Genomic DNA, 26,142 nt, shown 5'->3' on the forward strand with positions numbered 1-26,142 from the left:
AAAACAGACCACACCGCAGCCCAGCGTCGGCTCCATGAACGCTGTATCCCCGCGCGGGGCGCTGCTCGCAGCCCTCGCCTGCGTCCTCGTGAGCGCCTCCTTCACCGCGAACAGCCTGCTCTGCGACTATCCGTACGCGGGCGGTCAGGCGCTGCGCCACGGTCTCGCGGCGCTCCTGCTCCTGCCCCTGGTGGCCGGCGATCGGCGGTCCGGGGGACCGATCGCCGTACTGCGTGGCCTTCACCACCGGCAGTGGGGGCGGCTCGCGCTTCTGGCGGCCGTCGGCATGGTCGGCTTCAACCTGCCGGTCCTCGGGGCGGAACGCTACGCCGAACCCGCCGTCCCCGGGGTCTTCGTCGGCTGCGCCCCGATCCTCGTCGTCGCGGTCGTGCCCCTGCTGGACGGACGCCGGCCGACGCGCGTCGTTCTGGGGGCCGCCGTGTTCGTCGCCGCCGGGGCCTTCACCGTCCAGGGGTGGGGCCGCACCGACACGGCGGGCATCCTCTGGTCGGCCGGTGCGCCGGCCGGTGAGACGGGTTTCGCCGTTCTCGCGGTGCCCGTACTGCGGCCGGTGGGACCGCTGGGGCCGAGGCTGCTGGCGGCCACGGTGTGCGGGATCGCCGCAGCGGAGTCCCTGCTGTTCGGCCTGGTGACGGACGGCATCGGGGTCGTCCGGGCACCCCCGACCGGCGAAGCCGTCGCCCTGCTCCGGCAGGCGGTGGTCGTCACGGTCGTCAGCTTCGTCTGCTGGTACATGGGCGTGCAGCGGATCGGCGCCGAGCGCGCCACGCTCTTCTCCGGGCTGATCCCGGTCTCCGCCGCCCTCACCGCGCCACTCGTGGGGACCGGCTCCTACGGGGTTCCGCAGGCTTTTGGGAGTGCGCTGGTCGGGCTGGGCGTGGCGCTCGGCTCCGGCGTGCTGCCCCGGCGCCGCACCGCACCGGGCACCGGCACGGCGCCCGGCGCCACGCGTGCTCCGCGCTACCCGCGGCGCCGGTCCGTCGTTCCGCAGGAGGTCCCCCTGCCCGGGCAGCCGCAACGCTCTGGCAACGGGGACCGCCCGGCCGGCCCCGGCCCCGGCTTCCCGGCGGCGGGGGAGCGTACGGCCGGTCCTCGCAGCGGATGACCGCATGGCCGGATGACCGTCGGGCACTGCGGGGCCTCGCGGCGGACGGGGCCGAACGGGATGGTGGGGCAGGGCTGCTGCGCCCGTTGCGATGCGACACATGTGCGTCGCGTGCGAACGGATGGGGAGCGGACCTGGCCTGCGGGAGGAGCGCAAGTGCCGTTGTGCGGACCGCAAGTTCGAGGGGATCCGGGCGGCCGTGCTGGACAGCGTTCCGCGCGTCCGCTGGGATGGACGGGTGACAGCCGACACCGCCACCGACGTCTTCGAGGCCCACCGTTCCGTGCTCATCGCAGTCGCCTACCGCATGCTGGGCCGGATCGCCGACGCCGAGGACGTGGTGCAGGAGGCATGGCTGCGGTGGTCGTCCGCCTCCCGCGAGGACGTACGGGAGCCGCGCGCCTATCTCGTCCGGATCACCACCCGTCTCGCCGTCGACCGGCTGCGGCAGGTGCGGTCGCAGCGCGAGGCGTACGTGGGGCCCTGGCTGCCGGAACCCCTCGTCACCGACTTCGGCCCCTCCGTACCCGACACGGCGGAACGGGCCGTTCTCGCGGATTCGGTGTCCCTCGCCGTTCTCGTCGTCCTCGAATCCCTGTCACCGCTGGAACGGGCCGTCTTCGTGCTGCGTGAGGCGTTCGGGTTCCCGTACGCCGAGATCGCCACGGCCCTGGAACGCTCCGAGGCCGCCGTGCGTCAGCTCGCGGGGCGCGCCCGGCGCCACGTCGACGAGCGAAAGCCGCGCTACGACGTGGACCCGGCCCGCCGTCGTGACCTCACGGAACGGTTCCTCGCCGCGGCGGCGGGCGGTGACATCGAGCGGCTGCTGGCGATGCTCGCCACCGATGTGCGGCTCGTCGGAGACAGCGGGGGAAAGGCCAAGGCACCGTTGCGCGTCATCGAGGGCGCCGACAAGGTGAGCCGCTTCCTCTGTGCTGTGGTCCACGACCGGACCCAGGAGTTCGACATACGGGCCGTGGAGCTCAATGGTCGTCCCGCGGTGATCGTGCTCTCGGGCGGAAAGCCGGACTCCGCCGTCCAGATCGAGCTCAGGAACGGGCTCATCCAGTGCGTGTACATCGTGCGCAACCCTGACAAACTTGTCGGTCTGGTCGACCAATGACCGGCCTTCTCGTGCCCCGGCACCCGTCCGCCGCGGGTGTGACGGCCGCCGGGGCGTGACGGCCACCGGTCGTCCCGATCCTCCCGGCACCCCTCCCAGGCTCCGCGCGCGCACCTCGCCGCGGAGCCTTTCCGCTGCGGGCGGCTCACGGCACCACGAACGTCCTGTGAACGCTCTGCGACAGGGGCTCATTCCGCTGCGTGACCGCAGGAGGATTGGTCTTGACCAAGGTGGTATCCCGTCCTATGGTCTCACCGTTAAGGCAGGAACCTTTAATAAATAACGTCGCGGAAAAGCCGCTGGGCGATTGCGGAGGACAGGGTGGGGACCACTCAGCTGGAATCGGTGCAGGAGCCGAAGTACTGGCACCTCAAGACCGTGCTCAGTGAGGCACTCGACTCGGACTTTGCGGTGGGAGAGATCCTGCCCAACGAGCGTGACCTCGCTGCTCGGTTCGGAGTCGCCCGTGCCACGCTCCGGCAGGCTCTGGAACAGCTCGAACTGGAGGGCAGGCTGCAGCGCCGCCGAGGCGTCGGCACCACCGTCGCGCCGCCGCGCGTCGGGGTCGCGGTCTCCACCGGGAAGCGCGACTGGTCGGGCGGCGGGGCAGGCGAGGCATGGCAGCCGGTGGGCTGCACGACCGCGGTCGCCCCGGCGTCGGTGGCGTCCGTGCTCGGTGTGGGCGGTGACGAACCGGTCCACGTCGTCCGCCGCATCCGCGTCGCCCAGGCGCAGACGATCGCCGCGGAGCTGCTCTACGTCCCGTCGTCGTCGGTGCCCGGACTGTCGGCGATCGATGCGTCGTCCGGCCCCGCCCGGGCCCGCGGCGTCCTGCGCGAACTGCACCGCCTCGGCCTCGACGGGCAGGACCGGTCGGTGGAGCTCGGTTCGGCGCGTGCGGACGACGCGAAGGAACTCGACCGGCTTCCCGGCGCCCCCGTCCTCGTCGTCACCACCCGTTACCTGGTGGCGGGTGGTACCGCGGCGCTCTCCGTCGCCACTTATCGCGCCGACACCTGCCGGCTCACCTTCGGCGACTCGGGCGACCTGGAGATCAGCCACCACGGCGAGGAGCGTCAGGCGTCCTGACCCCGGCCGCGAGCGGCGGGCGTCCCGGACGACACCACCCGGGACGGCTCGGACGGAATGTTCCCGAGCCCGCCCCACCCCTGCCCAGATGCACGTGAACGGGCCGTCGGGACGCCTGCGGGCGGGCCTGCGGTCTCCGTGAACGGCCCGTCGCGCTCAGCGGCGGGCCGTCACCGTTCCCTCCACAGCGAAGAGCTGCTCCTCGACGTGATCGAGAGCCAGTCGCAGGGCACCCGTGGCCACCGCGGCCTCGCCGAGCAACGACAGCGTCACACGCGGCGGCCGGAGGCAGTAGCGGGCCAGTTCGCAGCGGAGCGGCTCCAGCACACCGTCCAGCCCTGCGGCCCATCCACCGACCACCACCAGCTCCGGGTCCAGGGCCAGCACCAGCGCCGCGACATCGTGCACCAGACGCTGGATGTACCGCTCGACCGCTGCCTGAGCCTGTGCGTCCCCGCGCCGCGCCTGCGCGAACACGGCCGCGACGGCGGCCTCGTCCAACGGATCCAGGGGCCTGTCCGTCGTGGAGAGGAGCCTTTCCGGCGTTGCTTCGCGGCCCAGGAGGTGCAGGGCGCCGATCTCGCCCGCCGCGCCGCCGTAGCCGCGGTGCAGCCGTCCGCCGATCAGCGATCCGGCACCCGGGCTCAGGCCGGCCAGGACGAACACGACGTCGTCGGACTCGGTGGCAGCCCCCTTCCAGTGCTCCGCCACCGCCGCGGCGTTGGCGTCGTTCTCCACGATGACGGGACAGCGGAAGGAACGCCGAAGCCGCTCACCCAGCGCCAGCCCCGTCCAGTCCGGCAGCGCGGTGCCCAGCCGAACCGTTCCGTCGGCTTCCACGATGCCCGGGCTACCGACCCCGACGGCACGCAGACTGCTCCGGGCAACCCCCGTCCGCCGCAGGACGTCGGCCACCATCACGCGGACCTTTTCGAGCCGGTCGTCGGCGCACGCCGTCTCCGACACCTCACGTGAACCCGCCCCGATGATCCGGCCGTCCAGCTCGGAGAGCAGGGCGGAGACGCGGTGCGGACCGATTTCGATGCCGAGCAGATGACCGGCCTCGGCGCGGAACCTGAACCGTCGTGCCGGGCGCCCCTGCCGGCGGGCCTCGCCACCGTCGGGCATCGACTCGACGACCAGCCCGGCCTCCAAGAGCCCTTCCATCACGCCCTCGACCGTTGGCCTGGACAGACCCGTGATCAGGGTCAGGTCCGTGAGCGTGGGCGAGTCGGCGCCCCGGAGGGCGTGCAATACCACTGCGGAATTGATCCGTCGCAACAGCGATGGATCACCACCGGTCAGCCGCCCCACGGTCTGTCCTCCCAGCTCGTGCGCATGTCAGGCGGATGGTACTCGCTGCCCGGATGCCGGGCGACCGTGGGCCGCAACGGGCATCCGGAGCCGCGCGGTTCAGCTCGGGGCCACGAACCCGGACTCGTACGCCGCGATCACCGCCTGGGTGCGGTCCCTGGCGCCCAACTTGGCCAGCACGGCGCTGACATGGGTCTTCACCGTCTCCACGCCCACCACAAGCTTGGCGGCGATCTCCGCGTTCGACAGCCCCCTGGCCATCAGCCGCAGCACCGCCGCCTCCCGCTCGGTGAGCGACGCCCGCTCCATGGCCGCCCGCGCCTTGTTCGTGCCGTACTGCGCGGCGAGCTGCCGCACCGCCGCCGGGAACAGCAACGACTGGCCCTCCGCGACCAGACGTACCGCATGGACGATCTCGGTCGGCCGTGCCCGCTTGAGCAGGAAGCCGTCCGCCCCCGCACGCAACGCCTCGTACACGTACTCGTCGTTCTCGAACGTGGTGACCACCAGGATCTTCGGCGGGTCCGGCACGGTGCGCAGCACCAGTCGTGTCGCCTCTATGCCGTCCATCAGAGGCATTCTGACGTCCATGGCCACCACGTCGGGACGCAGCCGACGCAACAGGGGGATGACGGCCGCGCCGTCGTCCGCCTCGCCCACCACTTCGATGTCGGGCTGTGCATCGAGGACAGCGCGCAGCCCAGCACGGACGAGGGGTTCGTCGTCGACCAGAAGAACGGTAACCGCCATCCGATCAGCCTAGGCCGTGCGACGGAAGGCTCACGTACACCCTCCACTCGCCCCTGTGCGGACCCGTCCTGGCCTTTCCTCCCAGTAGCGCGGCCCTCTCGCGGATGCCCCGCAGCCCGCTCCCGCCACCTGTCGAACCCGTCGAATCACCCAGCGGGTTGGTCACGTTCAGCTCCAGCCGGCCGTTCGCGACGCTGATCCGCACACGGACGGGAACGGTCCCGGCGTGACGAAGCACGTTGGTGAGCGATTCCTGAAGGATGCGATAACCCTCACGGGACACCGCCGCGGGAACCTCCTCCAACGGACCGGACACGTCCGCGTCGACCTTCGCCCCCGACCGGCGCGCGGAGTCCAGAAGCCGGTCCGCCTCCACCAGCGTCGGTTGTCGTCCCCTCGGCGCCCCCGCTTCACGTAGCACCCGCAGGACCCGCTCCAGATCGTCGAGCGCGTCCCTGCCGGTCTCCTCGATCGCGGTCAGTGCCCGCGCCGTGAACTCCGGATCGTCGGCCGCCCGGGCCGCCCCCGCCTGCACGACGGCGACGGTCAACGCGTGCCCGATGGAGTCGTGCAGCTCCCGCGCGATGCGATTGCGCTCCAGCAGCTGTTCGGTGCGCTCCTCCAAGGCGGTGAGCCGCTGCACCGGCGAAGGGCCGAGGAGGCTGCGGGCGGCCAGGGTGATCAGCTCACCACTCGCCAGGACCACGGCCAGCAGAACCAGGAGGGGCAGGGGAGTGAGTAGGAGATGCCACCAATGCGGTTGCAGTACGGCTGTCAGCCAACTCTGTTCCAGGTTGCCGCCGGTACCGCTGATGACCAGGTCCACCGTGGTCATCGGCAGCCAGACAGTGGCAACACCCACCACGACGCCGAACACCAGTCGCAACTCCAGCCAGAGGACGGTGCGCCAGCGGTCCGCCCAGCCGACCGCGGCCGTGGCCGAGATCGCCGCGTGGGGGCTGCCGTGCTCCGCGGGCGTGAGCAGCAGCTGGGCCTGCACCCCTTCCGTCAGCCGCATGCCCGGCAGCAACCCCACCGGTATGGCCAGGACCATGAGCACCCACGGAGTGTCCATGGAGATGAACATCCACACACTGCAGACGGCCAGTGGGATGAGGAGGTGCAGCCACCGGGTGTAGGTGGCGGAGGTGGCCAGCGGTCGGATGTGGCGGAGCATGCGGCCATCGTGCCAGCCCGCCCGGGCCGGGCGACTCCCCCGAGCGAGGGAGAAGCTTCCCCTCCCACGGGGGAGGCCGGTACCCCTGCGGGACCGCCAAGCTGACGACATGACCAGCATCGACGTCCACGAACTCACGAAGGAATACGGCACGACCCGTGCCGTGGACCGGCTCACGTTCAGCGTGCGCCCGGGCCGGGTCACCGGCTTCCTCGGCCCCAACGGTGCCGGCAAGTCCACCACCATGCGACTCGTGCTCGGACTGGACCGGCCCACCGCGGGTACGGCGACGGTCGGCGGGCAGCCCTACACCGCGCTCGACAATCCGCTGCGGCGGATGGGGGCGCTGCTCGACGCCCAGGCCGCCCACGGCTCGCGCACCGCGCGGGATCATCTGCTCGCCCTCGCGGTGAGCAACGGCATAGGCGCCCGCAGAGTGGACGAGGTCCTGGACGAGGCGGGGCTCGGCGCGGTCGGCGGCGCGCGCATCAAGACGTTCTCACTGGGCATGCGCCAGCGGCTGGGCATAGCTGCCGCCCTGCTCGGCGACCCGGAGATCGTGATGCTCGACGAGCCGTCGAACGGGCTGGACCCGGAAGGCATCATCTGGATTCGCGAGCTGATGAGGCGTCTCGCCCGGGAAGGCCGCACGGTCCTGGTGTCCAGCCACCTGATGAACGAGACGTCCTCGTTCGCGGATCATCTCGTGGTGCTCGGCCGCGGCCGACTCCTCGCGGACCTGCCGATGCGGGACTTCCTGGAGTCCCGAAGCCGCCCCGTGGTGCGCGTGCGCACGACCGATCCCGCCCGGCTCCGGGAGGCACTGATCGGCAAGGGACACGAGCCCGTTCCTGGCGACGACGGGACTCTGAGCGTCGAAGGCGCACAGGCCGCCGAGATCGGTGCCGTGGCGGCCGAGCACGGCATCGCCATCCTCGAACTTGTCGACGAGCGCCCGACGCTGGAGCAGGCCTACCTCGACCTCACCTCCGACGCCATGGACTTCGCGTCCGCGTCGACCCCGTCCACAGACCTTCAGGAGGCCTGACCATGTCGACCGCGGCAGTGTTCCACTCCGAGTGGATCAAGATCAGATCGGTGCGGTCCGTGATCGGATCCCTGATAGCGGTGCTTCTCGTGACTCTCGTCGTCACCGTGCTCGTGTTTGCCACCGTCGGCCAGGCGGAGGCGGACAACGCGGGTGCCGATCCGGTCTTCGGCGCCTTCTACGCCCTGAACTTCGGGCAGGTGGCGGCCATCGGCTTCGGCGCGACCGCGATCTCGTCCGAGTACGTCAACGGGGCTCTGCGGATCTCCCTGACCGCCGTGCCGCACCGCACCCTTCTCTATGGGGTGAAGGCGGCACTCGTCGGTGCGCTCGCCCTGGTCGTCGGCCTGGCCACCAGCTTCAGCGCCTTCCTGGTGGGGCAGCTGTTCCTGGGGGAGTACGCGATCGATCTGGGTGAGCCCGGGGCGTTGCGGGCCACCTTCGGCGGCGGGATCTACCTGGCCCTGATGACGTTGTTCGCCGCCGGCTTGACGGTGCTGCTGCGCAGCGCCGTGGCCGTGCTCAGCCTGCTCATACCGTTCATCCTCATCGTCTCCTTCGTGGTCGGCGACATCGCGGGTGGCGCCGCGCAGTACCTGCCCGACCGGGCCGGGCAGTTGGTGCTCCAGCAGAACCCCGAGGGCAGCCTCGGACCGTGGGGCGGACTCGCCGTGACCGCGGCCTGGACGGCGGCCGCCTTGCTGGCGGGCTGGTGGGCGATCCGGCGCAGGGACGTGTAGTCCCGCCGCCGCATCGGTGGCCACGTGCTGTGTCACTTACACGCCCACGCCGTTGTCCACGTCCGTGCCGGACCCGAATCCCTGCTTCCGGGGCGCCGCGAGGACGGGGAGGGCACGGAAAAGGCTGAGGGGCCTTCAGGGCCCGGGGCCGCGGGGTCGAATGTCAGTGCTGGGCGGTTTACTGACGGCATGACCACCGCACATCACCTTCGCCTCATCGACGGGATGCGGACCCGCGTCTTTCCCGCGGAGCGCATCCGGTCGGGTTCGGGAGTCAGCGGGCCCGGCTATCACACGGCGTCCCTGCACGCGGACGTCGACCACTGGGACGACGACGAGGCGGCACGGCTGCAACACCGAGCGCAGTGCCTCGCGGAGCACGATGCGCTGCTGACCCTGCTCACGAGTCGTTGGGGCGAGCCGCAGGTGATCAGTCTGTGGAGTGCGCAGGAGCGGATGACGGCAGGGGAGGAGATCCCGGAGGCGTGGGCCGAGACGGTCGCGGGCTGCGAATACCTCCAGCTGTGGCGGATCGAGGACCGGTGGGTCGCGCTGGGCCTGTACCTGGAGGAGGACGGGCCGGGCTGCGAGCTGAACGTCGTGGTGACGGAGATCGATCCGCCGTGATGCGGGCGGGCCGACCCGTGCCGTGACCCGGGACATGACCACGGCCCACGGTCTCGGCCGGCCGGGGGCATGGGGAAGACAGGCCGCCTCGCGCGGCCACGGGGCTGCGGTGGTCGCCGGTGGCCCGTGGCGCCGGGTGTCGCGACCGGCGGGCCCTCATGCGGTGAGGGTCTCGTGGTGGGGTTCGCGCGGGGTGAGGTCCTTGCGCGGCGGGCTTCACGCGGTGGTGGGGTCGCCGTGCTCGACGGCGGCGCGCAGGCGCCCGTACTCCTCCGCCATCGTCGGAGTCGTCCAGTGGGCGTTGAGACCACTGGGGTTGGGAAGGGCCCAGACCCGGGCGCCGCCGACCGTGTGGTCCTGTGGACCGATCCGGGCCGTCCGCCTGCCGAACGCGGTGCGGTACGCGGTGACACCCACGACCGCCAGCCACTCCGGTCGCAACCGTTCGACCTTGGCCGCCAGGATCCGCCCGCCCTCGCGGAACTCCTCGGCGGAAAGTTCGTCGGCGCGTGCGGTGGCCCGGGCGACCACATTGGTGATGCCCAAGCCGTATCGCAACAGTTCGGTCTGTTCCGTCGGACTCAGCAGCCGAGGGGTGAACCCCGACCGGTGGAGTACGGGCCAGAAACGGTTACCGGGGTGGGCGAAGTGATGACCGGTCGCCCCGGTCGTCAGGCTCGGGTTGATTCCGCAGAACAGTACGCGCAGGCCGCCCGCGACCACATCGGGAACGGTGCGGTCGCGGGCGGCCCGGAGCTCCTCGGGTGTCATCGGCTCGGGTGGTCGGCCGTCAGAGGATGGAGCCCGGCGTGTATGCGGCGGCCTGGGGGTGCTGCTCGATGATTTCCTCGATGCGGGAGATCAGGGTGGTGACCTGGTCGCCCGCCGCGCCCGTGAAGGAGAGCTTGTCGGCCATGAGGGCGTCCAGCCGTGCGCGGTCGAGCGGGATGCGCTCGTCGGTGGCCAGCTTGTCGAGCAACTCGTTGCGCTCGGCCCCCTGTTCGCGCATGGCCAGGGCCGAGGCGACCGCGTGCTCCTTGATCGCCTCGTGGGCGACCTCACGGCCGACGCCGGCGCGGACCGCACCCATCAGGACCTTGGTGGTGGCGAGGAACGGCAGATAGCGGTCGAGCTCGCGGGCGACGACGGCCGGGAAGGCCCCGAACTCGTCCAGCACCGTCAGGAAGGTCTCCAGCAGCCCGTCGAACGCGAAGAACGCGTCGGGGAGGGCGACCCGGCGGACCACGGAGCACGACACGTCGCCCTCGTTCCACTGGTCGCCCGCCAGCTCGCCGGTCATCGACGCGTAGCCGCGCAGGATGACCATGAGGCCGTTGACGCGCTCGCAGGAGCGGGTGTTCATCTTGTGCGGCATCGCGGACGAGCCCACCTGACCGGGCTTGAAGCCCTCGGTCACCAGCTCGTGCCCGGCCATCAGGCGGATCGTCTTGGCGAGGGACGACGGTGCCGCGGCCAACTGCACCAGCGCGGTCACGACGTCGTAGTCGAGCGAGCGGGGGTAGACCTGTCCGACGGAGGTGAAGGCGTGGGCGAAGCCGAGGTGCTCGGCGATGCGCCGCTCCAGGTCGGCGAGCTTCGCGGAGTCGCCGCCCAGCAGGTCGAGCATGTCCTGGGCCGTGCCCACGGGGCCCTTGATGCCGCGCAGCGGGTAGCGGCCCAGCAGGTCCTCGAGCCGTCCGTACGCCACCAGGAGCTCGTCCGCAGCGGTCGCGAAACGCTTGCCGAGCGTGGTCGCCTGCGCGGCGACGTTGTGGGAGCGGCCGGCCATGACCAGCTCGCGGTACTCGGCCGCCAGCTTGCCCAGCCGGGCCAGCACCGCCACCGTGCGGTCGCGCATCAGTTCCAGGGAGAGCCGGATCTGGAGCTGCTCGACGTTCTCGGTGAGGTCCCGGGAGGTCATGCCCTTGTGGACCTGTTCGTGTCCGGCGAGGGCGTTGAACTCCTCGATCCGGGCCTTGACGTCGTGCCGGGTGACCTTCTCGCGCTCGGCGATCGAGGCCAGGTCGACCTCGTCGAGGACCCGCTCGTAATCGGCCAGGGCAGCGTCCGGCACCTCGATCCCGAGGTCCTTCTGCGCGCGCAGCACCGCCAGCCACAGCCGGCGCTCCAGCTTCACCTTCTGCTCGGGGGACCAGAGGACGGCCAGCTCCGTGGAGGCATAGCGGCCGGCCAGGACATTGGGGATGCGAGGCTTCGCAGACACAGCAGTCACATGACCGGATTCTACTGGCGGTTTGTGCAGGCCAGCGCCGTGGCCGGGTTTGTGGGTTGCTACGAGAGCGGGGTCACGTCCACCTTGCGCCACGTCGCCACCGGGCCGGGGGCGTCGTCACGCTCGGGGGTGACCCAGAACGCCCGTCCCAGTTCGGCGCTGTACTGGGCGCCCGTACGCCCGTCCCCGGAGGAGCGGCCGGTCAGCCGACGACCGATCCACGGCAGGAGGTGCCGACGGGCGAAGCGGACGTCCTCGACGCGCCGCACCACCCATTTCGCGGGAGCACTCCGCGGGAGCGGCGTCCGCCAGTCGCTCTCCGGCGGCAGCCCCAGCGTCTGCCAGACCGCCTCGGCCACCCTGCGGTGCCCGTCGGCCGTCAGATGCAGTCGGTCGACGTCCCAAAGCCGGGGGTCGCCCAGCGCCGGCGCCCCGTAGAGGTCGACGACGGCCGCGCCGTGGCGGGCGGCCAGCGCGTCGACCAGGGAGAACAGCTCCTCCATGCGCGGACGGAAACGTTCCATCACCGGACCGTTGCGGCCGGGGCTGCGCATCAGCACGAGCTTCCCGCACGAGGGCGCGAGGCGTTCGACCGCCTCTTCGAGCCGTCCACGGACCATGCCCATGTCGCACTTGGGCCGCAGCGCGTCGTTGAGCCCGCCGACGAGCGTCACGACGTCCGCGCGCAGATCGGCGGCGGCCCCGACCTGTTCGTCGACGATCTGGCCGATCAGCTTGCCCCGTACCGCCAGGTTGGCGTAGCGGAATCCCGGCGCTCGGACCGCGAGCCGGCCGGCGAGAACATCGGCCCAGCCCCGGTACGTGCCGTCGGGCAGCAGATCCGACATGCCCTCGGTGAACGAGTCGCCGACCGCGACCAGACTGGTGTATGAGGCATTCATCTCCATGGCGATGCGATCGTATCGTGGGGTGATCGGGCCCCTTCGGGACAGCCTCGACCCGTCTCGACCGCCGCGTTCCGCCCCGCGGCCCAGTCGGCCGCGGGGCGGGCCGGACCCGTCCCACGCACCCGACGCACCCTTCCCCCTTCCGTCGGCAGAAGGCCCGGCGGAGCCGGGGAAACGGGCCGCCGGGCAGACGCGCGTCGCACGCGGATCCGCCGCGCGGCGCCCCCGTTCCCCGTCCGCCGGGCCGCGGACGTCCGACCGCGGCCCGGCGCACGGTCAGTGTGCCTGCGGCCGTCCCACCAGCTCGCGCAGGACGTCCTCCATCGTGACCATGCCCGCCAGCCGACCGTGCTCGTCGAGCACCGCCGCCAGGTGCGTGCGGCTTCGGCGCAGCGCCGTCAGCACGTCGTCGAGCGGGGCTCCGGCGCGCACCCTGGCGATCGGCCGCATCGCCGTCACCGGGAACGGCAGGTCGCGCGGGGTGGCGTCCAGCGCGTCCTTCACATGGAGGTAGCCCAGGATGCGGCCGTCGCTGTCCATCACCGGGAAGCGGGAGAAGCCCGTCTCGTGCGACAGCCGCTCCAGCTGCTCCGGCGTCGTCCCGATCCTGGTGTAGGTCACCCGGTCCACCGGCAGCGCCACCTCCCGCACCGGCCGACGGCCCAGTTCGAGCGCGTGGTGCAGGCGCTCGGCCGAGCGGTCGTCGACGAGACCGGCGTCCCCGGCGTCCTTCACCAGCCGGGCCAGTTCGTCGTCCGAGAACGTGGCGGCGACCTCGTTCTTCGCCTCGACCCGCAGGAGCTTCAGCAGCCCGTTGGCGAAGGCGTTCACAGCGAAGATCACCGGGCGCAGCGCCCTGGCGAGGGCCACCAGCGGCGGCCCGAGCAGCAGGGCGGCCCGTACGGGCTCCGCCAGGGCGATGTTCTTCGGCACCATCTCGCCGAGCAGCATGTGCAGATACGTCGCGACGGACAGGGCGATCACGAACGAGATCGGGTGGATCAGCCCGCCGGGCACTCCCACCGCGTCGAAGACGGGCTCCAGCAGATGGGCGATGGCCGGTTCGGCGACGACACCGAGGACCAGCGTGCACAGCGTGATGCCCAGCTGTGCCGCGGCGAGCAGTGCCGACACGTGTTCCAGGCCCCATATGACACTTCGGGCCCGCCGGTTCCCTGCCTCGGCCTGCGGTTCGACCTGGCTGCGGCGCACGGAGATCAGGGCGAACTCCGCGCCGACGAAGAAGGCGTTGACGACCAGGGTCATCAGTCCGATGAAGAGCTGGACGGCGGTCATCGTGCGTCCTCCGTCCGTTCCTCGTCCTCGCCGGGCAGCGGCGCGTGCAGCAGGGCCCGCGCGGCCCGGCGGCCGGAGGCGTCCACGACGTCGATCCGCCAGCCGGCCAGTTCGACGGAGTCGCCCGCGGCCGGGATGCGCCCGACCTCGGTGGCGACGAGTCCGGCGAGTGTCTCGTACGGGCCGTCCGGCACCCGTAGCCCGATCCTCTGCAGCTGGTCGAGGCGCGCGGCGCCGTCGGCCGACCAGAGGGTCCGCCCGTCGGCGTCCTCACCGGCCGGTGCCAGGCCGGGCGTCTCGTGCGGGTCGTGCTCGTCACGCACCTCGCCGACGACCTCCTCGACGATGTCCTCCAGGGTCACGACGCCCGCCGTGCCCCCGTACTCGTCGATGACGACGGCCATCGCGACCTTGCCGGACAGCTGGTCGAGAAGCCGGTCCACGGTGAGGGTCTCCGGCACGAGCAGGGGCTCGCGCAGCATCTGCGAGACACGCGTGCGGGACCGCTGCTCGGCCGGGACGGCCAGCACGTCCTTGATGTGCGCCACGCCGACGACCGTGTCGAGGTTGCCGCGGTAGACGGGGAAACGGGACAGGCCGGTCGCGCGGGTGACGTTCGCGACGTCCTCGGCGGTCGCCCGCACGTCCAGGGCGGTGACCTGCACCCGAGGCGTCATGACGTTCTGCGCCGTGAGCGCCGCCAGGTTGAGGGTGCGGACGAACAGTTCGGCGGTGTCCGCCTCCAGGGCGCCCTCCTTCGCGGAGTGCCGGGCCAGTGCCACCAGCTCCTGCGGACCGCGGGCCGAGGCCAGTTCCTCGGCGGGTTCCAGACCGAAGCGGCGCACGATCCGGTTCGCCGTGTTGTTGAGATGGCTGATGAACGGCCGGAACACGGCCGTGAAGGCCCGCTGCGGGGTCGCCACGGCCTTGGCCATCGCGAGCGGCGAGGAGATCGCCCAGTTCTTCGGGACGAGTTCGCCGACGACCATCAGGAACACCGTGGACAGCGCGGTTCCCAGGACGAGGGCCACGGACGACGCCACGCTCGGGGACAGGCCCACGGCCTCCACCGGCCCGCGGATCAGCTTCGCGATGGACGGCTCGGAGAGCATGCCCACCACCAGGTTGGTGACGGTGATGCCGAGCTGCGCACCCGACAACTGGAAGGTGAGGCTGCGTACGGCCTTCATGGCGCTCGCCGCGCCCCGCTCGCCCCGTTCGACGGCATGTTCGAGCTGACCGCGCTCGACCGTCGTCAGCGAGAACTCGGCCGCGACGAAGGCACCGCACGCGAGGGAGAGCAGCACCGCGACGAGCAGCAGAAGCACTTCGGTCATCGGGTCACCTCCGTCCCATGGTCGGGCAGGGGCGGGCGGACCGCTCGATGTCGGCTGTGTCTGATTCGGCTGTGTCTACAACTGGGGGGCTCGCCCATGGGCGGACGTACACACCTTTCGAAAGGAATCGTTCAGGAACCATCTATGGTAAAGGATCGGCAAAAACGCTCGTCTTCCGTGGGAAGCTTCTCAACCCACCAGTGGTGTCGTGGGGCGCAACGCGGCTCCGGCCCGCTCGTCGGCGTTCACGGGTGGTGCTCCCGGGCTTCGCCGCCGGTGCCCGATCCTGGCCGGAGCGGCCTGACCCAGCGTCGCCAGTGGTCCTCGCGGTGGTATCCGGCCGCGGCCCATGTGCGGTGCGCCCGCTCGTTGGCCTCCAGGACCATGGCGTCGACCCGTCGGCCGCCCAGGTTGGCGAATCGTTCCTCCGCAGCCGCCAACAGGGCGGTGGCGATGCCTTGACGGCGGCGGTCGGGGTGTACGGCCAGCCGGTAGACCGAGCACCGCCAGCCGTCGAATCCGGCAATCACCGTTCCCACGAGAACGTCGGCGCGTTCCGCGAGGAGCAGCGCTTCGGGGTCCCGTGCGATGAGCCGGGCCACGCCGTCGTGGTCGTCGCTGATGCTCGTGCCCTTCGCGGCCGCTCGCCAGAACCGGAGCACGTCGTCGATGTCGGAGGGGGTGGCGCAACGGATGCGCGGAACGTCCATGGCCCGAGCCAAGCAGACCGTCTCCCCGCTTGACCAGCGGCATTTCGACGCCGGGGCGCCGTGGACCCGCGGCGCCGGGCGGGGCGTGCCTCCGGGCCCCGCGGGCTTCTCCTTGCCGGTGCCGACGCACCGGCGCTAGCGTGATTTCGTGTCCAGGACCCAGCTGAACGTGAGAGTGGACGAGGCCACCGCCGAGGCGGCGCGGCAGCGCGCGCTGCAGAGGGGGATGAGTGTGAACCGTTACATAGAGGAACTCGTGAAACAGGACGCCGGCACGGTGGGGCATGCGTTCGTCGAGGCCGCGGGCGACTTCATGGAGGAGTACCAGGCGGTCTTCGCGGAGGAGTTCGGTCCGGAGCGCGAAGGCGCGCGTTGAACCTCCGGATCGATCTTTCCTGGCTGCTGATGGTGGCCGAGCACAAGACCCCGGGTGATCCGCAGGTCGTCGACTGGGGCGCGCTCGTGGCCGCGGTGGCCCGGCACGAGGCGGAGATCTTCGGCAGCCCCGTCTACAGCGACCCGCACTCCAGGGCGGCGGCTCTCCTGCAGCTGCTGATCCACGTCCCCGCGCTGGAACACTCCAACGCCATGTTCTCCTCGGCCGTCGCGTACGGCTACCTCGTCGCGTCCGGGCAGCGGGTCGTCACCTCCCCGGAACGGGTGCGGGACCTGGCGCGACTGGTGAAGGAGGGAAAGGCGGACGTCCGGGCCATCGCCGACGAACTGAGGCAGTGGAGCCACTGACGACCGCTGCCGGGCCAGCCCCTCGTGGCGCGCCCCGGCGACGGCGGGCGCCGGACCGGGGCGGCAGTCGGCCGCACCACGGCCCGGTCGCTCATCCTGCGTTCCGGGTCCCGCCCAGTTCGGCGGCCAGCCAACTCCCGGCCGCCGCACGGAAGTCGGCGGGCGCCAGCGCCCCCGCCCCGGCGGGTACCGCCCCCAACAGCGGGGCGCCCGCCGCCACCGGGAGGTCCGCCACGTTGCAGCGGGCCGCGAGGTCCGGCTCGGCGGGCATGCTGCCCACCACCACACCGAGGCACTCCAGCTCCCGGGCCCGCAGGGCCTCCGAGGTCAGGGCGGTGGCGTTGAGCGTGCCCAGCCCGGCCCGCGCCACGACCAGCACGGGCGCGGACAGCAGCCGGGCCGCGTCGGCGAGGGTCGAGCCCGTGTCGTCGAAACGGACCAGCAGACCGCCCGCGCCCTCGATCAGCACCACGTCGTGCTCGGTCGCCAGCTTCCCGGCGGCCTCGGCGATCTCGTACGGGCGCACCGGCGGGAGGCCGGCCCTCCGGGCGGCCGTGGCGGGCGCCAACGGCTCCGGGAAGCGCGCGAGTTCGACCGCCGTCACATGGCCGCCCGCCAGCCGTGCCACCTCCGCGGCATCCCCCGGCTCACCGGGCGCCAGACCCGTCTGCGCGGGCTTGAGGACCGCGATGCGCCGGTCCCGCCACGCCGCCGCCACGGCGGCGGTCACGACGGTCTTGCCGATCTCGGTGTCGGTGCCCGTCACCACCAGAACGCTCATCTCAGCCCTCCCTCGCGGCCGCGCACACGGCACGGCAGATCCGCGCCACGTCGTCGTCGTCGGTCACATACGGCGGCATGGTGTAGACGAGATCGCGGAACGGCCGCAGCCACACCCCTTCCCTTACCGCAGCACGGGTCGCGGCGGCCATGTCCACCTCGTGGCCGAGCTGCACGACACCGATCGCCCCCAGCGTCCGCACCTCCCGCACACCGGGCAGCTCCGCCGCCGGGGCGAGACCGTCCCGCAGCCCCGCACCGATCCGCTCGACATCCCGCTGCCAGTCCCCGTCCAGCAGCAGATCCACGGACGCGCACGCCACGGCCGCGGCCAGCGGATTGCCCATGAACGTGGGACCGTGCGCCAGCACCGGCACCTCGCCCCGCGAGATGCCCTCGGCGACCCGTGAGGTGCACAGCGTCGCCGCCATCGTCAGATAGCCGCCGGTCAACGCCTTGCCCACGCACATGACATCCGGTGAGACCCCCGTGTGACCGGCCGCGAACAACGTCCCCGTACGGCCGAACCCCGTGGCGATCTCGTCGAACACCAGCAGGACGTCGTGCGCGTCGCACGCCTCGCGGAGCACCCTCAGGTAGGCGGGGGAGTGGAAGCGCATCCCGCCCGCGCCCTGCACCACCGGCTCCACGATCACCGCCGCCAGCCGGTCCGCGTGCTCCGCGATCAGTTCCCGCAGATGGCGTGCGTACTCCGGGTCCGGTTCCGAGTGGAAGCCGCCCGGCGGCGCGTCCGCGAAGACCTGCCGGGGCAGCACGCCCGACCACAGCTCGTGCATGCCGCCCTCGGGGTCGCACACCGACATCGGCTGCCAGGTGTCCCCGTGATACCCGCCGCGCCAGGTCAGCAGCCGCTGCTTGGCCGGCCGCCCCACCGAGCGCCAGTACTGCAGGCACATCTTCACCGCGACCTCGACCGACACCGAACCCGAGTCGGCGAGGAAGACGTGCCGCAGCGGCTCCGGGGTGATCTCGACCAGCCGGGCGGCCAGCCGGACCGCGGGTTCGTGGGTGAGCCCCCCGAACATCACATGGCTCATCCGGTCCAGCTGACCGCGTGCCGCCGCGTTGAGCACCGGGTGGTTGTAGCCGTGCACCGCCGACCACCACGACGACATGCCGTCGACCAACTCGCGGTGCCCGTGGGCCGGTTCCGCCAGCCGCAGCCGTACCCCGGACGCGGACTCCACGACGAGCGGATCCTGGCGTCCCGGCATCGGGCCGTACGGATGCCAGACGTGGGCGCGGTCCAGCGACCGCAGTTCGGCGGGGGAGAAGGACTCAGGCATTGGGGGCGAGATCCGTACCCGCGCCGCGCCGCCGCACCGCCACAAGATCCGGGCGTGCGGCCAGGGAGTCGGCACCACCGGTGACGGCCTCGGCGGGCACGTCACCACCACCGGCGGCTTGCGAGGGCGTGTCACCACACGGCGCGCACTCCCCGTCGTGCCCGCCGCAGCCGCCCGCCGCGGCGCGGTGCGCGGGAAGCGTCGACGTGTCCGCGCCCTCCACCTCGAAACCGGCATCCGCGATCATGTCCAGGTCCGCCGGCCCGGCCTGTCCCTCGCTGGTGAGGTAGTCGCCCAGGAAGATCGAGTTGACCAGGTGCAGGGCCAGCGGCTGCAACGAGCGCAGATGCACCTCGCGCCCGCCCGCGAGCCGCACCTCCACGTCCGGGCAGACGAACCGGACCATCGCCAGGATGCGCAGACACCGCTGCGGGGTGAGGTTCCACTCCTTCGCCAGCGGGGTTCCCTCGAACGGGATCAGGAAGTTCACCGGCACCGAGTCCGGGTCCAGTTCGCGCAGTGAGAAGACCACGTCGACCAGGTCGGCGTCGCTCTCGCCCATCCCCGCGATCAGCCCGGAGCACGCCGAGAGACCGGCGGCCTGCGCCTGCCGCACGGTCTCCACCCGGTCCGCGTAGGTGTGCGTGGTGGTGATGGTCCCGTACGTTTCCTCGGACGTGTTGAGGTTGTGGTTGTACGCGTCGGCGCCCGCCGAACGCAGCCGCTCGGCCTGCCCGTCGGTGAGCAGCCCGAGACAGGCGCACACCTCGACGCCCTCGTGCTGGTCCTTGATCGCCTCGATCGTCTCCGACACCCGGTCGACGTCACGGTCCGTCGGACCGCGGCCGCTCGCCACCAGGCACACCCGCTTGGCACCCCCCGCCACTCCGGCCGCGGCGGCCTTCGACGCCTCGTCCGGTTTCAGCCATGTGTACTTGAGGATCCCGGCCTTCGATCCGAGCCGCTGCGAGCAGTACGAGCAGTCCTCGGGGCAGAGCCCGGACTTGAGATTGACCAGATAGTTCAGTTTCACCCGCCGCCCGAACCACTGACGGCGCACCTTTCCGGCCGCGGCCACCACGTCGAGCAGCTCGTCGTCCGAGGTCGCCAGTACGGCGAGGGCTTCTTCGCGGGTCGGCAGCTCGCGCCGCAGCCCCTTGTCCACCAGCGTGTTCAGGAGGTCCATGGCGTTGATCCTGTCCCATGGCCCGCCCCGCCGCCAAGGAGGAACCGGACAACACACCCCGGGAAGGGTGTGTGTATTGCCACACCATGACCCGCTGCTCCCGCGGTTAGGGTCTGTGAACTGCCTACAAAAGGGACCGCTCATGTCCTACGCCCCGTTCGACTGGATCGACGACGCGGCACGCCGCCGCGCGGACGCCGGACTCGTCCGTACGCTCCGCCCGCGGCGCGCCGAGACGGCGTCCCTGGATCTCGCGAGCAACGACTATCTGGGCCTCACCCGGCACCCCGAGGTCACCGGGGCGGCGGCCGAGGCCGCGCGCCGCTGGGGCGGCGGGGCGACCGGTTCACGGCTTGTCACCGGCTCCACCGATCTGCATGCCGAACTCGAACACGAACTGGCCGAATTCTGCGGGTTCGAGGCGGCGCTGGTGCTTTCGTCGGGGTACGCGGCCAATCTGGCCGCCCTCACTGCCCTCACCGGCCGCGACGCGCTGATCGTCTCCGACGCGGGCAACCACGCCTCGATCGTCGACGGGTGCCGGTTGTCCCGGGCCGGAACCGTCGTCGTCCCGCACGCCGACCCCGGCGCCGTCCGCAGGGCCCTGCGGACGCACGAGGGGCGCGCGTTGGCGGTCACCGACTCGGTCTTCTCGGTCGACGGCGACGCCGCGCCGCTGCCGGCGCTCGCCGCGGCCTGCCGGGCGGAGAAAGCCGCGTTGCTCGTCGACGACGCGCACGGCCTGGGGGTGCTGGGGGAGGGCGGCCGGGGCGCGCTCGCCGCCGCTGGCCTCGCGGGCGACCAGGGCGTCGTCGCCACGCTCACCCTCTCCAAGTCCCTCGGCAGTCAGGGCGGAGCGGTCCTGGGTCCCGCCCGGGTGATCGAACACCTCGTCAATACGGCCCGGACGTTCATCTTCGACACGGGCCTCGCGCCGGCCGCCGCGGGCGCCGCGCTCGCCGGCCTGCGCCTGCTCGGCCGGGAACCGGAACGCGCCGGGCGGGTCCGCGAGGTCGCCGCGGGGCTGTACGGGCGGCTGACCGCGGCCGGTCTGGCAGCCGTGCGTCCGGACGCCGCCGTGGTCTCCGTACGGGCCCCGTCGGCGGACGCGGCGGTGCGCTGGGCGGCGGACTGCCGCGAGGAGGGGGTCGTGGTCGGGTGCTTCCGGCCGCCGTCGGTGCCGGACGGCGTCTCCCGGCTGCGGCTGACCGCGCGCGCCGACCTGACCGACGAGCAGATCGCGGCGGCGGTGGAGACCGTACGGCGCACCGCACCCGTCGGCTGACGGGCCCCGGAGCCGGCCGGGGATCACGGACGCTCCCGGCCCCCTCGCCCTCCGCCGTCCCTGTCATGCCGCCGCACACGCGGGCCTCGTCCCTCTCCTGCCGAGTGATTCGTACCGACCCGACGGCGTGGCGCACACGTACGGATTTCCGGGACGGATTTCACCGCATCGAGCGACAGATATCCGCACATCTTGGTGGATCGGCGTCACAGAGAGCGGGACGAGTGGCAATCTGGCGCGAAGCGCAACCAGGACCGCGCGCGTGTCGGTCCGGGTGGGAGAGGGGTGGCTCGCCATGGCGGACCAGCGGGAAGCAAGCATCACTCTGCCGAGCGAGCCGGTCTCGGTCCCGGCGGCCCGTGGACACGTGTCCCGGGTGCTCACCGAATGGGGCCTGGCCGCCGACACCGAGCTCGCCGACGCCCTGCGGCTCGTCGTCTCGGAACTCGCGACCAACGCCGTCCAGCACACCTTCGGGCAGTCGCCCGCCTTCACCGTCGATCTGAGACTGGAGCGGGAGGAACTGCTGCTCCTGGGAGTGACGGACAGTCATCCGCGCCGGCCCCGCCGTCTGCCCGCCGCCGTCCAGCAGGACAACGGGCGGGGCATGGTGATCATCCGGATGCTGGCCGAGGAGTGCGGTGGTCGGCTCTCCGTCACGCCCACCCCGGACGGGGGCAAGACGGTATGGATCGAGTTCCCCTGGGACGTCTCCGTGCCGGACTGACCGTCCTTCGGACTGACCGACCTTCTGCACCGACCATCCGGCCGACCGGTTTCCGTCGTGCCGCCCGTGCACGGCCTTGCGGACCGGAGCCGTTCAGTGGCTCCGGCCCCGAGACCGTGGGTCAGCGGACCCGTCCGTAGTAGACGCTCTTCGACCAGATCTTCTCCAACCGGACCACCGCGCCGGTCCTCGGCGAGTGCCAGATCTTGTTGTGCCCGGCGTAGATCCCGACGTGGTAGACGCTTCGGCCGTGATGGAAGAAGACCAGGTCTCCGCGCTTGCGGTGCGAGGCCGAGACGTGACGGGTCCTGTTGTACTGCTGCTGGGCGGTGCGGGGGAGCTTCTTGCCCGCCTTCTTGAACGAGTAGACCGTCAGCCCGGAGCAGTCGAAGCGGTGCGGGCCGGTGGCGCCCCACCTGTACGGCGAGCCCTTCTTCGATGCCGCGACGTTGAGCGCCTTGAGCGACGGAGTGGCCGCCTGGGCCTCCGTGACGGCGCCCGGGGCGAGCATCGTGCCGCCGACGGCGGCCAGAGTCAGAACCGAGGCCGTACCGGCCCGGGCGAGCAGAGACGGGACATGAACCTGCGCAGCCATGCGCAACCCTTCGTCAGCCGCCTATGAAGGATGACCTGTCGGGTTCGGGCTGGCGAAGTTGCCCGGCCGCGCTCGGCGGCTTCACCCCGAGGGACGACCGATGTTCCGGTCGAGCCGTTGTGCTCGGGTCCTCCACTCCTGCCGATCCACTTCTGTCGACCAGTCATCCGGGCGGCGGCAGGACTCGGCGTCCGCCCGGACCGCCCCGCCGCGGTGGCGGGGGCTTGTCGTCCCAGGGATCTTGACTCACCGACAGTCGGATTTCCGAGCCGAAACGGTGGTATGTGAGAGTCCTCACGACTGAACCGTTCGAGTGGAGCTGACGCATTTGGATGCCGCGCCGGGCGTGCGCGCCGGTCGTGTACCAGGAGCGGAAGGGCTGATTTCGCCCACCGCCCACCCGGAATCCGCAAATCGAGATTTCTCTGAAAACAGCGTTTCCTACTCTGAAAAGAGTAGGAAAATCAGATCGCGCATCGGGCGTGTCGCGCGTGGAGTTGACGGGGGATCGACCGGCGGAGCGCACAGGCGAGCGATCAGCCGGGTGGAACGGGGGGCAGGGTGACGCGACCGGACCGGCGTTCCCCGTCCAGGGCGCGCAGCGCCCGTGCCAGGGTCCCGGCGTGAATCCGCGCCTCGCCGCGTTCGTGCATCAGGGCCAGGGCGTCCCGCAGCGCCCCGGCGCGCGAGGCCAGCGCCTGCGCGGCGCGCAGCGCCCCGTAGGTGTCGCTGCCGCGGGCAGGGTTGATCCGGCCCAGCTGGTCGAGGACGTCGAGGTAGCAGTCGATGAACTCCCCCTCCGCACGGGTCAGCGCCGGCAGCGGAGGAGGATCGGACGGGCGCATCGGGTCCTCACCGCGAGCCGGGCGACGGGAACGACGTCTTCCGGCTCTCCACGACGTGGTCCACCAGGCCGTAGGCCCGGGCGCCCGCAGCATCGAGAACGAGGTCGCGCTCGATGTCCTCGGCGATCCGCCCGGCGTCGCGGCCCGTGTGACGGGCCAGCAGGGTGACGAGCGTCTCGCGGACCCGTTCCAGTTCCCGCGCCTCGATCTCCAGATCGGACGGCCGGCCGTGGATGGGCTCGGCGAGCGCGGGCTGGCGCATCACGACGCGCGCCCCCGGCAGTACGTGCCGCCGCCCCGGGGCGCCCGCGGCGAGCAGGACGGCGGCCCAGGCGTCGGCCGCGCCCAGGCAGTACGTCTCCACCTCGCAAGCGAGGTACTCCATCGTGTCGTGGACGGCGGTCATGGCCGCGAACGAGCCTCCCGGGGAGTTGATGTAGAGGGAGACGGGCCGGTCCGGGGCGGCGTGTTCCAGATACATGAACTGCGCGATCAGATCACTGGCCGCGGTGTCGTCGACCTCGGTGCCGAGCAGGACGATCCGCTCGGCGAGCAGCTTGGAGTACGGGTCGAGGGTGCGGGTCCCGTGGGGCGTGCGCTCGGTGAACTCGGGCAGCACGTGTCGGGCGGTGGGGCGGAACAGCATGGCGTTGCCTTTCCTCGTGGGGCGCGCGCGGCTCTGGAGCGGGCTCGCGTCCGCATCTGTAAAAAATGTACAGGATGTACAGAAGGTTATGATGGGGAGCATGGCCTACGAGATTCCGGTGACGCAAGCCCGAGCTGAGCTCGCCGAACTGATCAACCGCGTCGTCTACGGCGGCGAGCGCGTGGTCGTGACGCGGCACGGCAAACCGCTCGTCGCCCTCGTCTCGGCCGCTGACCTGGAGCGACTGGAAAGCGGAGCGGAGGCCGCCGAGGAGCGGGTGATCAGCTCGGTCTCCTCGATCGGCTCCTCGGTGTCCGCTCCCGGCGAACGCCGACGGTTCGGCATCGCGGCGGAGCACACGGGAACGGGGCACGCGGGACACGAGGAGCGCGCGGGGCGCGACGAGCCGGGGCGCTGAGCCGGGCGCACCGCCGATGACCCGCGCCGCGCGACCGCCGCGCGCGCCGAGGTGACGGGCGCTCGGGGCCGCCGTACGCGCTGAGCCGATGCGTGCTCCGCGCCGCCCCCCGGGGGCTTGTCGACCGAGCGGGTCGCGTCCGGCAGCCCGCCACCGGTCCGCGTGCGACCGTGATCCGATCGTCAGGACCCTTGCCGCAGTGTGGCCGGAAATCGCCGTGCCGACGCCGCGTGTCCGACGCTTACGGCACGGGGCCGCATACCCCGGGGCCTGCGAGGAAGCGGGGCGCAGGGGGGCGCGGAGCGCGAGAGGCCCGGTGCGCGCCGAACACCGCTCAGCGGGACACGGGCGTCCGGTTATCGATTCGGTAAAGAGTAGGTACGCGACCTGTTCTCAGGAACCTCCCAGCCGACAGGATCCGCGAAAGGTCCTGGATGAATCACGCCGCCACCGGCGGCACTTCAGGCCTGGGGGAGGTTCCACTTGAGACGCACAGCAGCTCTCGGCTCGGCCGGTGCCCTGGTGGCGGGCATGCTCATATCGGGCGCGGTGACCGCGCCGACGGCCACCGCCGAGGGGCGTCACCACCGCGTGTCCGAGGCGCGTGGCGTCGAACTGGCCGCGGCCCGGGCGGCCCGGACCGGCATCGACTGGAAGGACTGCCCGACCGACTGGGGCCTGGCCAAGAAGATCGAGTGCGGCTGGGTGACCGTGCCGCTCGACTACGCCAGGCCCGACGGCAAGCAGATCCGCATAGCCGTCGACCGGCACATCAGCACCGGCACGGAGGCCGAACGACAGGGCGCCCTGCTCTACAACCCGGGTGGCCCCGGCGGCTCCGGTCTGCGCTTCCCGACCCGGATCACCAGCCGGAATCCGCTCTGGGTGAACACGGCGAAGGCATACGACTTCGTGGGCTTCGACCCGCGGGGCGTCGGGCACTCCGCGCCGATCTCCTGCATCGACCCCCAGGAGTTCGTCAAGGCGCCCAAGGCCGACCCCGTACCCGACTCCGAGGCAGACAAGCTCGCCCAGCGCAAGCTCGCCGCCGAGTACGCGGACGGCTGCGCCGAACGCAGCGGCGACATGCTGCCGCACATGACCACGCCGAACACCGCACGCGACCTGGACGTCATCCGTGCCGCCCTCGGCGAGAAGAAGCTCAACTTCCTCGGCGTCTCCTACGGCACCTACCTGGGTGCCGTCTACGGCACCCTCTTCCCGGACCACGTCCGCCGCATGATCGTCGACAGTGTCGTCGACCCGGCGCGGGACAACATCTGGTACCAGGCCAACCTCAACCAGGACATCGCCTTCCAGAAGCGCTGGGACGACTGGAAGGCATGGGTCGCGAAGAACGACTCCGTCTTCCACATCGGCGACACCCCCGAGAAGGTCGAGCAGGCGTGGCTGACGCTGCGCGCCGCCGCCAAGAAGAACCCGATCGGCGGCGTGGTCGGCCCCGCCGAACTCATCGGCTTCTTCCAGAGCGCCCCCTACTACGACTCCTCCTGGGTGCCCGTCGCCCGGACCTGGAGCGAGTACCTGAAGGGTGACACCCAGGCACTCGTCGACGCCGCCGCACCGGACATGTCGGACATCAAGGGGAACATCGCGTCGGAGAACGGCAACGCCGTGTACACGGCCGTCGAGTGCACGGACGCCAAGTGGCCCACGAACTGGCGGAAGTGGGACCGCGACAACACCCGGCTGCACGAGCAGTACCCGTTCATGACCTGGGCCAACGCCTGGATGAACCTGCCGTGCGCGACCTGGTCGGCCAAGCAGCGGAGCCCGCTGAACATCAAGACGGGCAAGGGACTTCCGCCGGTGCTGATCGTGCAGTCGGAGCGCGACGCCGCCACCCCGTACGTGGGCGCCGTCGAACTGCACAAGCGCTTCAAGGGCTCGCGCCTCATCACCGAGCGGAACGCCGGTTCGCACGGTGTGACCGGTCTGGTCAACCCCTGCATCAACGAGCGGGTGGACGCCTACCTGCTCACGGGCAGGACCGACCGCGCCGACGTGACCTGCGACCCGCACGCCACGCCGAAGCCGTAGTGACGCGAGCACGACCGCGACGCGAGTGAGCGGTGGCCACGGGCGGCCGGTGGTTTCGACCACCGGCCGC

At 71.5% G+C, this 26,142-nt stretch carries 27 protein-coding genes and 1 riboswitch; of the genes, 12 read left to right on the top strand and 15 right to left on the bottom strand.

All coding sequences use genetic code 11. From position 1 onward, the window contains the following. The first annotated feature begins 34 nt into the window (after positions 1 to 34). From ACFYY6_RS23110 to ACFYY6_RS23120, 3 genes are all read left to right on the top strand, one after another. On the top strand, positions 35 to 1,126 hold the full coding sequence (locus ACFYY6_RS23110) for a DMT family transporter (protein ID WP_351516562.1): 1,092 nt from the start codon (positions 35 to 37) through the stop codon (positions 1,124 to 1,126). 238 nt (positions 1,127 to 1,364) lie between these two features. Further along, positions 1,365 to 2,249 carry an RNA polymerase sigma-70 factor gene (locus ACFYY6_RS23115; RefSeq protein WP_388651953.1) on the top strand — a complete coding sequence of 295 codons (885 nt, stop codon included), beginning with the start codon at positions 1,365 to 1,367 and terminating at the stop codon, positions 2,247 to 2,249. A 321-nt stretch (positions 2,250 to 2,570) separates the two neighbouring features. Further along, positions 2,571 to 3,338 carry a GntR family transcriptional regulator gene (locus ACFYY6_RS23120; RefSeq protein ID WP_388651904.1) on the top strand — a complete coding sequence of 256 codons (768 nt, stop codon included), beginning with the start codon at positions 2,571 to 2,573 and terminating at the stop codon, positions 3,336 to 3,338. Between the two features lie 156 nt (positions 3,339 to 3,494). On the opposite strand, the gene ACFYY6_RS23125 is transcribed toward ACFYY6_RS23120, so the two are convergent. The 3 genes from ACFYY6_RS23125 to ACFYY6_RS23135 all read right to left on the bottom strand — a co-directional run bounded on the left by ACFYY6_RS23125 (position 3,495) and on the right by ACFYY6_RS23135 (position 6,579). Next, on the bottom strand, positions 3,495 to 4,652 hold the full coding sequence (locus ACFYY6_RS23125; RefSeq protein WP_351516560.1) for an ROK family protein: 1,158 nt from the start codon (positions 4,650 to 4,652) through the stop codon (positions 3,495 to 3,497). A gap of 99 nt (positions 4,653 to 4,751) precedes the next feature. Further along, positions 4,752 to 5,402 carry a response regulator transcription factor gene (locus ACFYY6_RS23130; protein ID WP_351516558.1) on the bottom strand — a complete coding sequence of 217 codons (651 nt, stop codon included), beginning with the start codon at positions 5,400 to 5,402 and terminating at the stop codon, positions 4,752 to 4,754. 4 nt (positions 5,403 to 5,406) lie between these two features. Next, on the bottom strand, positions 5,407 to 6,579 hold the full coding sequence (locus tag ACFYY6_RS23135) for a histidine kinase (RefSeq protein ID WP_351516557.1): 1,173 nt from the start codon (positions 6,577 to 6,579) through the stop codon (positions 5,407 to 5,409). 109 nt (positions 6,580 to 6,688) lie between these two features. Between ACFYY6_RS23135 and ACFYY6_RS23140 the strand changes: the two genes are divergently transcribed. The 3 genes from ACFYY6_RS23140 to ACFYY6_RS23150 all read left to right on the top strand — a co-directional run bounded on the left by ACFYY6_RS23140 (position 6,689) and on the right by ACFYY6_RS23150 (position 8,994). Next, positions 6,689 to 7,627, top strand: coding sequence for an ATP-binding cassette domain-containing protein (locus tag ACFYY6_RS23140; protein ID WP_386608207.1), 939 nt, complete (start codon positions 6,689 to 6,691; stop codon positions 7,625 to 7,627). Between the two features lie 2 nt (positions 7,628 to 7,629). Beyond that, positions 7,630 to 8,367, top strand: a complete 738-nt coding sequence (locus tag ACFYY6_RS23145) for an ABC transporter permease (RefSeq protein WP_351516554.1) — start codon at positions 7,630 to 7,632, stop codon at positions 8,365 to 8,367. Between the two features lie 189 nt (positions 8,368 to 8,556). Continuing rightward, the gene (locus ACFYY6_RS23150) at positions 8,557 to 8,994 is read left to right on the top strand and encodes a hypothetical protein (protein ID WP_351516553.1); all 438 of its coding nucleotides are present in this window, start codon (positions 8,557 to 8,559) and stop codon (positions 8,992 to 8,994) included. A gap of 216 nt (positions 8,995 to 9,210) precedes the next feature. Here ACFYY6_RS23150 and mug read toward each other — a convergent pair whose 3' ends face one another. From mug to ACFYY6_RS23180, 6 genes are all read right to left on the bottom strand, one after another. Beyond that, complete coding sequence (gene mug / locus ACFYY6_RS23155) at positions 9,211 to 9,765, bottom strand: G/U mismatch-specific DNA glycosylase (protein ID WP_351516551.1); 555 nt, start codon at positions 9,763 to 9,765, stop codon at positions 9,211 to 9,213. Between the two features lie 19 nt (positions 9,766 to 9,784). Then, positions 9,785 to 11,218 (bottom strand): adenylosuccinate lyase, encoded by a 1,434-nt coding sequence (gene purB / locus ACFYY6_RS23160; protein WP_351516612.1) that lies wholly within the window; start codon positions 11,216 to 11,218, stop codon positions 9,785 to 9,787. Positions 11,219 to 11,286: 68 nt separating this feature from the next. Then, on the bottom strand, positions 11,287 to 12,135 hold the full coding sequence (locus tag ACFYY6_RS23165; RefSeq protein WP_351516550.1) for an SGNH/GDSL hydrolase family protein: 849 nt from the start codon (positions 12,133 to 12,135) through the stop codon (positions 11,287 to 11,289). Between the two features lie 276 nt (positions 12,136 to 12,411). Continuing rightward, on the bottom strand, positions 12,412 to 13,431 hold the full coding sequence (locus ACFYY6_RS23170; protein ID WP_351516548.1) for a hemolysin family protein: 1,020 nt from the start codon (positions 13,429 to 13,431) through the stop codon (positions 12,412 to 12,414). Then, on the bottom strand, positions 13,428 to 14,768 hold the full coding sequence (locus tag ACFYY6_RS23175) for a hemolysin family protein (RefSeq protein ID WP_351516547.1): 1,341 nt from the start codon (positions 14,766 to 14,768) through the stop codon (positions 13,428 to 13,430). Before ACFYY6_RS23175 ends, ACFYY6_RS23170 begins: the two co-directional genes overlap by 4 nt. Before the next feature lie 245 nt (positions 14,769 to 15,013). Further along, positions 15,014 to 15,478, bottom strand: a complete 465-nt coding sequence (locus tag ACFYY6_RS23180) for a GNAT family N-acetyltransferase (protein WP_386608209.1) — start codon at positions 15,476 to 15,478, stop codon at positions 15,014 to 15,016. A gap of 148 nt (positions 15,479 to 15,626) precedes the next feature. Between ACFYY6_RS23180 and ACFYY6_RS23185 the strand changes: the two genes are divergently transcribed. Both ACFYY6_RS23185 and ACFYY6_RS23190 read left to right on the top strand, forming a co-directional pair. Further along, the gene (locus tag ACFYY6_RS23185) at positions 15,627 to 15,854 is read left to right on the top strand and encodes an antitoxin (protein ID WP_351516543.1); all 228 of its coding nucleotides are present in this window, start codon (positions 15,627 to 15,629) and stop codon (positions 15,852 to 15,854) included. Beyond that, a complete protein-coding gene (locus ACFYY6_RS23190; RefSeq protein ID WP_351516541.1) occupies positions 15,851 to 16,222 on the top strand; it encodes a fic family toxin-antitoxin system, toxin component in 372 nt (123 codons plus the stop codon). The genes ACFYY6_RS23185 and ACFYY6_RS23190 overlap by 4 nt, the downstream gene beginning before the upstream one ends. A 91-nt stretch (positions 16,223 to 16,313) precedes the next feature. On the opposite strand, the gene bioD is transcribed toward ACFYY6_RS23190, so the two are convergent. From bioD to bioB, 3 genes are read right to left on the bottom strand one after another with little or no spacing between them, the layout of a single operon-like run. After that, entirely contained in the window at positions 16,314 to 17,003 is a 690-nt protein-coding gene (gene bioD, locus ACFYY6_RS23195; protein WP_351516539.1) for a dethiobiotin synthase, read from the bottom strand. 1 nt (position 17,004) lies between these two features. Next, a complete protein-coding gene (locus ACFYY6_RS23200; RefSeq protein ID WP_351516538.1) occupies positions 17,005 to 18,309 on the bottom strand; it encodes an adenosylmethionine--8-amino-7-oxononanoate transaminase in 1,305 nt (434 codons plus the stop codon). Beyond that, positions 18,302 to 19,495 (bottom strand): biotin synthase BioB, encoded by a 1,194-nt coding sequence (gene bioB / locus ACFYY6_RS23205; RefSeq protein WP_389194888.1) that lies wholly within the window; start codon positions 19,493 to 19,495, stop codon positions 18,302 to 18,304. Before bioB ends, ACFYY6_RS23200 begins: the two co-directional genes overlap by 8 nt. Before the next feature lie 142 nt (positions 19,496 to 19,637). Here bioB and ACFYY6_RS23210 point away from each other — a divergent pair, with 142 nt between their 5' ends. Together ACFYY6_RS23210 and ACFYY6_RS23215 are read left to right on the top strand one after the other, a co-directional pair. After that, entirely contained in the window at positions 19,638 to 20,780 is a 1,143-nt protein-coding gene (locus tag ACFYY6_RS23210) for an 8-amino-7-oxononanoate synthase (protein WP_351516535.1), read from the top strand. 295 nt (positions 20,781 to 21,075) lie between these two features. Continuing rightward, on the top strand, positions 21,076 to 21,507 hold the full coding sequence (locus ACFYY6_RS23215; RefSeq protein ID WP_351516611.1) for an ATP-binding protein: 432 nt from the start codon (positions 21,076 to 21,078) through the stop codon (positions 21,505 to 21,507). 121 nt (positions 21,508 to 21,628) lie between these two features. On the opposite strand, the gene ACFYY6_RS23220 is transcribed toward ACFYY6_RS23215, so the two are convergent. The 3 genes from ACFYY6_RS23220 to ACFYY6_RS23230 form a co-directional block, all read right to left on the bottom strand. Next, on the bottom strand, positions 21,629 to 22,102 hold the full coding sequence (locus ACFYY6_RS23220; protein WP_351516533.1) for a C40 family peptidase: 474 nt from the start codon (positions 22,100 to 22,102) through the stop codon (positions 21,629 to 21,631). 3 nt (positions 22,103 to 22,105) lie between these two features. Next, positions 22,106 to 22,292, bottom strand: a riboswitch (cyclic di-AMP (ydaO/yuaA leader). 346 nt (positions 22,293 to 22,638) lie between these two features. Next, positions 22,639 to 22,947 (bottom strand): hypothetical protein, encoded by a 309-nt coding sequence (locus ACFYY6_RS23225; RefSeq protein WP_351516531.1) that lies wholly within the window; start codon positions 22,945 to 22,947, stop codon positions 22,639 to 22,641. 7 nt (positions 22,948 to 22,954) lie between these two features. Further along, a complete protein-coding gene (locus ACFYY6_RS23230; protein ID WP_351625953.1) occupies positions 22,955 to 23,590 on the bottom strand; it encodes an ATP-dependent Clp protease proteolytic subunit in 636 nt (211 codons plus the stop codon). Between the two features lie 103 nt (positions 23,591 to 23,693). On the opposite strand from ACFYY6_RS23230, the gene ACFYY6_RS23235 reads away from it, so the two are divergent. Both ACFYY6_RS23235 and ACFYY6_RS23240 read left to right on the top strand, forming a co-directional pair. Further along, a complete protein-coding gene (locus ACFYY6_RS23235) occupies positions 23,694 to 24,011 on the top strand; it encodes a type II toxin-antitoxin system Phd/YefM family antitoxin (protein WP_351516529.1) in 318 nt (105 codons plus the stop codon). A 483-nt stretch (positions 24,012 to 24,494) separates the two neighbouring features. Continuing rightward, positions 24,495 to 26,072: an alpha/beta hydrolase gene (locus ACFYY6_RS23240; protein ID WP_351516527.1), complete on the top strand. Its 1,578-nt coding sequence runs from the start codon at positions 24,495 to 24,497 to the stop codon at positions 26,070 to 26,072. Positions 26,073 to 26,142: the final 70 nt, after the last annotated feature.

This window comes from Streptomyces sp. NPDC001750 (assembly GCF_042892615.1).
Taxonomy (GTDB): Bacteria; Actinomycetota; Actinomycetes; order Streptomycetales; family Streptomycetaceae; genus Streptomyces.